The sequence below is a fragment of the bacterium genome (assembly GCA_024224155.1).
In the GTDB taxonomy this organism is placed as follows: Bacteria; Acidobacteriota; Thermoanaerobaculia; order Multivoradales; family JAHEKO01; genus CALZIK01.
Genome location: JAAENP010000170.1, coordinates 1 through 5,607, shown reverse-complemented (window position 1 = coordinate 5,607; position 5,607 = coordinate 1). Strand labels below are relative to the sequence as shown.

Sequence of the window (5,607 nt, the reverse complement as noted above, 5' to 3'; positions counted from 1 at the left end):
GTCCCGACACTGAGTTCTTGAATCCGTGCGTCTCCCTTGGTTTTGAAGTAGAATTTCTCCGCGCCCGAGCAGTCGACCCTGTTTCGCCATCTGACCTCGGGCCGGAGCGCTGTCTCGGTCTCGCCGGCACGCCCGGCGGGCGCTCCGATCGACCCATCGGGAGAGACTGAATTGTCACTGGAGCAACGCTGCAAGAGCTCGTTCATGGACGGAGACACCCACCGCGGTCTCTCCTACTTCCTGCAAAAGCGGGTCACCATCGAGATCGTCGAGCCCGAGGCGGTGGTCGCGATCGTCCTTGGCTCCCGCAACATACCCTACGAAGTACGGCTCGACTGGACGGAGGCGGCCTCCGGCTGCCTCCTGGCCTCTTGCGACTGTCCCCGCTTCGCCGATTACGTCCCGTGCAAGCACCTCTGGGCGACCATCCTGGCCAGCGACCGGCAGGGGCTCTCCGAGCAGGTGCCCGGAAGCGACCCGCTGTTCGTCGAGCCCGAGATTCCGGAAGGGGATTGGGACCAGGACGACGAAGTCTGGGAGGACGGCGGCGAGGATTGGAGCGCGCCGGGGCTCGGCACGCTCCAGGTACCTCCGGCCGCGAGCTCCGCCGCCGGCGATTGGCGGCACCAGCTCGTGCTCCTGCGCGACCAGCTGGACCGGGCGCCACGGCCCGGGGTCGCCGCGGGCGAGCAAGGCCGCCAGGCCTGGTTCCGGCTGGACGTGGAGAGATCGCTGCAGACCGGCCAGCTGGTCGTCGAGCTGCGCCAGCGGGCGGCGAAGAAGAACGGCGCCTGGGGCAAGATCAAGCGCCTTAGCCTGAATCGTCAGAGCGCCTCGACCTTCCCGGACGTCGAGGACCGCAAGCTGTTGAGCCTGTTCCTCGCCACCCCGTTGCCCGACCGCTTCGCCGGCTACTCCTCCTACGGCTATCTCTACGGCGGCGCGTCGCAACGCAGCTCGAGCACGGTGCCCGCGGCCCTCTACGACGTCGTGCTGCCGCGCCTCTGCGCCACCGGCCGTTTCGTCCGGGAGGACGAAGAGATGAAGGAGGGCCGGGAGACGGCGAGTCCGCTGGCGTGGGACGGCGGCCCTGCCTGGGAGCTCGTTTTGCACCTCGACCGCGGCTCGGACCCGGGCTCGGTCTCGATCACCGGCTCGCTGGAGCGCGCCGGCGAGAGACGATCCCTGGCCGAGCCGGCATTGCTGCTGGCCGACGGCCTGGTGGTCTTCCCCGACACCGTCGCCCGTTTCGAGGCCGAGGGGGTCTTTCCCTGGATCGTCATGCTGCGCCGCGACGGCAAGATCGTGGTGCCCGAGGCCGGGCTCGACGACCTGCTGGCGGAGCTCTGGAAGCTGCCGGCCCTGCCTGCTTTGCGGGCGCCGGAAGACCTGACATGGCGCGAAGAGCGCGTGCCGCCGCGGCCGTGCCTCGCGGTCCGCGCTCCGGAGCAGTCTTACGGCCCGCGCAAGCTCACCGCCGAGGTCTCTTTCGACTACGGCGGCCGATCGGTAGCAGGGCGGCACCGGTGCGCGGGCTTCTTCGACCCGGACGAGCGCCGTGTGCTGGTGCGCGACGGCGATGCCGAGCGGGGGTTGCTGGCGGCGCTCGTCGAGCTGGGCTTCGAGCGGCCGTCTCAGCAGGGGCGTCCCCCCGGAGGGGGGCAAGCGATACAGGAGGACTACGACTTCGAGCTCAAGCCGAAGGTCTGGCCCGAAGTCGCCGAGCGCCTGATCGACGGCGGCTGGCAGCTGGGGTACGAGCGCGCCCGGCTGCGCCGGCCCGGCGCCTTCGACCTCCGGGTGACGACCGGCATCGACTGGTTCGAGCTCGAAGGCGACGTCGACTTCGAGAACGTCCCGATCGCCCTGCCCGAGCTTCTCGAGGCCTTGCGCCGCGGCCAGCGGTTCGTGGCTCTCGACGACGGCACTCACGGCATGCTGCCCGCGCAATGGCTCGAGCGCTACAGCCCCCTGGCCCACCTGGCGCCCGAGTCCGCGGGCGACTCGGTGCGTTTCCTGCCTTCTCAGGCGGTGCTGCTCGACGCCCTGCTGGCGGCGGCGCCGAAGGTCGACGTCGACTTGAAGTTCCGGCGCATCCGCGAGCGCCTGGGCTCGTTCGAGCGCATCGAGCCGGCCGCCGAGCCGCGCGGGTTTCGCGGCGAGCTGCGCGCCTACCAGCGCGACGGCTTGGGGTGGCTGCGCTTCCTCAGGAGTTTCGGCTTCGGCGGCTGCCTCGCCGACGACATGGGCCTGGGCAAGACGATCCAGGTGCTGGCGCTGCTGCAATGGCGGCGCCTGGGCCGCTGTGCGGCGGGCCGGCCGTCACTGGTGGTGGCGCCGCGGAGCGTCGGACTGTGTCAATGGTTTTGAGACACTGGTTTGCGGCTATTAGTGTCGAAAGGTCTTTGTCGGTCGAGTGGGCACGTGGGTCCACTGGCCTGCATGGATCCGGGCAGAAGCAGAATTCACGTAGGGCGCGCAAGGATGCGATCTCGGTGGCCGCAAGGCTGGTGCCCGCGACTCACGTCCACGCCGGTTGAGACGGGGGAGAAGCTCTCCGATCGACCTCGTCCAGCGGGGACCGCCTCGGACTGCGGCGCAAGCAGAAGCAGAATTCACGTAGGGCGCGCAAGGATGCGATCTCGGCGGCGGCGGAGCTGGGCGGCCTCGCCACCGCCCGATACGTTCCGGCTGCACCCGCAACGATCCGCGTGCCGGGCTCAGGATCCAGAATTCTGGGTAGAGTCTCATGGCGTCTCCTTCGGCGGGTTGATCCACACGGCTTCCGGCAGTTTCCCTGGGCTCGGCATGCGGCCTTTGAAGCGCTGAGGATTGGTCTCAAAGGCCGCGCGTAGCACCCCGGCCCGTTGCTGAAGGATCTGATCGGCGCGGCCGTAATGGACATCGGCCGGCGTCAAATAGGCCAGGCTCGAGTGCCGATGATCGGTGTTGTACCAGCCGAGGAACGGCGCACAGAATCCGCGACTATCCTCCAGCGAGCCAAACCGTTCCGGGAAGCTCGGGTGGTACTTCATCGTCTTGAACTGGGCTTCGGAGAACGGATTGTCGTTACTGGTGTACGGCCGACTGTGGCTCTTCCTCACGCCCAGATCGGCCAGCAGCAGCGCCACCGTTTTCGACCTCATGCTCGACCCCCGATCGGCATGCACCGTCAACTGATCCCCGCGGATACCTTGCTTGCGCACCGTCTCAGCGATCAGACGCCTGGCCAGCGTCCCCGACTCGCGACGCGCCACCATCCAGCCGGGCACGTAGCGGCTGTAGAGATCCAGGATCACGTAGAGGTAGAAGTAGGTCCACTTCGCGGGCCCCTTGAGCTTCGTGATGTCCCACGTCCACACTTGATTCGGAGCCGTCGCCACCAGCTCGGGTTTGGCGTAGACCGGGCGGCGCAGCTGGTTGCGGCGCTCGCGCAGCTCGCCCTCGGCCTCGAGGATGCGATACATCGTGCGCACCGAGCATAGATACTCCTGCTCCTCGTCGAGCAGCACCGCCCAGATCTGGTGCGGGGAGCGATCGACGAAACGCGGCGAGTGCAACACGTCCACCACCGCCTGGCGCTGCTCAGCATCCAGAGCCAGAGGCGGCCGTGGCCGTGGCTTATCGGCTGGTGTCGGATCTCGACGGCGATAGTAAGTCGCCCTGGGCATTCCAAGTGCCGAGCAGGCGGCCCGTACGCCGACCTCCTGCGAAAGCGTGGTCGTCGCCTCCATCAGCGACTCTCCTGAATCCCCAGAAGCTGAGAGAGTTTTTTTTGCACCTCGATGATCGTCTCGGCTTGCGTCAGCTTCCGGCGCAAGCGCGCATTCTCCCGCTCGAGCTCGGCGACGTGACGCGACTGCGCCGTGACCGGTCGCGGCTTGCGGCCACGCTTCTTCGGCCTCAGGGCGGCCAGAGCGCCCTCGTCGTGTTGGCGCCGCCATGTCGACAGATGCGACGAGTACAGGCCCTCCTGGCGCAGAAGTTTGCCGATCTCACCCAGCTTCGTGCACGCCTCGGCCTTCTCCAGGATCCCGAGTTTGTACTTCGCCGTGAACGTCCGCCGACGCGCTTGAGCCGGCACCTCCGGATCCGGATCCAACGCCGAGCGTGCAGGGCTCCCTGCTCCAGGCACATGACTCATGTCCGACCTCCCATGTCATGCCGCTCGAAGAACTCTTCGCGCAACTCCTCCTCAGTGGTCTCACAGACCTTCAACAGGCTGCCGATGGCGTCGTGGAGATAGTCATGCTTCACCATCTCCACGATGCCGTAGATCTCCGCCAGCACCGACCGCGGAACACGCTCCTCGCGCATCTTGCCGACATCCAACGGCAGTCTCATCGAGTCCAGGATCTCGAAGAGCCGGTAGTCCAGACGCTGAAGCTCCAAGGCCACGTCCAGCACCGCCAAGCGCGGCGAACGTAGCGGATTGAGCAAGTCGAGGACGGTCTCCAGAAGTCTCGTCAAGTAGGGCCTCATCGGTCGTTTTCCTCTTCTCCGCCCTTCACTAATTTCAACGGGCTCGGGTGTCTCACTCATATTGGCACAGAGGGCGTGCTCCACAACTGGGCCGAAGAGGCCGCCCGTTTCGCTCCCCGGCTCGAAGTCCTGATCTATCACGGCCCGAAACGCAAGGCTCTGCTCGAGACCTCAGGCCGCCGGCACCTGATCGTCACCACCTACGCCACCTTGCGCCGCGACGTCGCCGAGCTGGGGGACGTGGTCTTCGACTATGCGGTGCTCGACGAGGCCCAGGCGATCAAGAACGCGTCCTCGCAGACGGCCAAGGCCTGCCGGCTGTTGCGGGCGCGGCACCGCCTGGCGCTCACCGGCACGCCGGTGGAGAACCACCTGGGTGAGCTGTGGTCGATTTTCGAGTTCCTCAACCCCGGCATGCTGGGCCGCTTGCCGCGGCTCAAGAAGTGGAGCGGCGCGAAGTCCCTGGACCACGATTCGCTGTCGGCGGTCGCGCGAGCTCTGCGGCCGTTCATTCTCAGGCGCACCAAGGATCAGGTGCTGAAAGACCTGCCGGCGAAGACCGAGCAGACCCTGTTCTGCGACCTCGCCGGCAAACAGCGCCGGCTCTACAACGAGCTGCGCGATCACTACCGGGCGCTCCTCGACCAGCGCATCCGCAAGATGGGGATCAAGCGCTCGAAGATCCAGGTGCTCGAGGCCCTCCTGCGCCTGCGCCAGGCGGCCTGCCATCCGGGCCTGCTCGACAAGAAGCGGGACCAGGAGACGAGCGCCAAGCTCGACGTCCTGCTCGCGCAGCTCGAGGAGGTGCTCGACGAGGGCCACAAGGCGCTGGTTTTTTCCCAATTCGTGAGCCTGTTGACCATCCTGCGCGGCTTTCTGGACCGCCGGAAGATCACCTACGAGTACCTCGACGGCCGCACCCGCCGGCGCCGGGAACGGATCGAGCGCTTTCAGACCGACGCCGATTGCCGCCTGTTCCTGATCAGCCTCAAGGCCGGCGGCCTGGGGCTCAACCTCACGGCCGCCGACTACGTCTTCATTCTCGACCCGTGGTGGAATCCGGCGGTCGAGGCCCAGGCGGTCGACCGCGCCCACCGCATCGGGCAGACGCGTCCAGTCTTCGCT

The 5,607-nt window shown here is 67.1% G+C and carries 5 protein-coding genes; 2 read left to right on the top strand and 3 right to left on the bottom strand.

All coding sequences use genetic code 11. The features are described 5' to 3' along the window. Positions 1–204: 204 nt before the first annotated feature. Positions 205–2,370 (top strand): hypothetical protein, encoded by a 2,166-nt coding sequence (locus GY769_10095; GenBank protein MCP4202275.1) that lies wholly within the window; start codon positions 205–207, stop codon positions 2,368–2,370. 377 nt (positions 2,371–2,747) lie between these two features. Here GY769_10095 and GY769_10090 read toward each other — a convergent pair whose 3' ends face one another. The 3 genes from GY769_10090 to GY769_10080 are packed head-to-tail and all read right to left on the bottom strand — an operon-like array spanning position 2,748 to position 4,470. Further along, the gene (locus GY769_10090) at positions 2,748–3,734 is read right to left on the bottom strand and encodes an IS3 family transposase (GenBank protein MCP4202274.1); all 987 of its coding nucleotides are present in this window, start codon (positions 3,732–3,734) and stop codon (positions 2,748–2,750) included. Next, entirely contained in the window at positions 3,734–4,084 is a 351-nt protein-coding gene (locus GY769_10085) for a transposase (GenBank protein MCP4202273.1), read from the bottom strand. Before GY769_10085 ends, GY769_10090 begins: the two co-directional genes overlap by 1 nt. A gap of 56 nt (positions 4,085–4,140) precedes the next feature. After that, a complete protein-coding gene (locus GY769_10080) occupies positions 4,141–4,470 on the bottom strand; it encodes a hypothetical protein (protein ID MCP4202272.1) in 330 nt (109 codons plus the stop codon). Here GY769_10080 and GY769_10075 point away from each other — a divergent pair. Then, positions 4,432–5,607: DEAD/DEAH box helicase (locus GY769_10075; GenBank protein ID MCP4202271.1), on the top strand; the 1,176-nt coding region annotated here is incomplete at its 3' end. The genes GY769_10080 and GY769_10075 overlap by 39 nt on opposite strands.

Excerpts from the sequence above, each read along its gene's own strand:
- GY769_10090 (MCP4202274.1), bottom strand. The coding sequence starts at position 3,734 with ATGGAGGCGACGACCACGCTTTCGCAGGAGGTCGGCGTACGGGCCGCC.
- GY769_10095 (MCP4202275.1), top strand. The coding sequence starts at position 205 with ATGGACGGAGACACCCACCGCGGTCTCTCCTACTTCCTGCAAAAGCGG.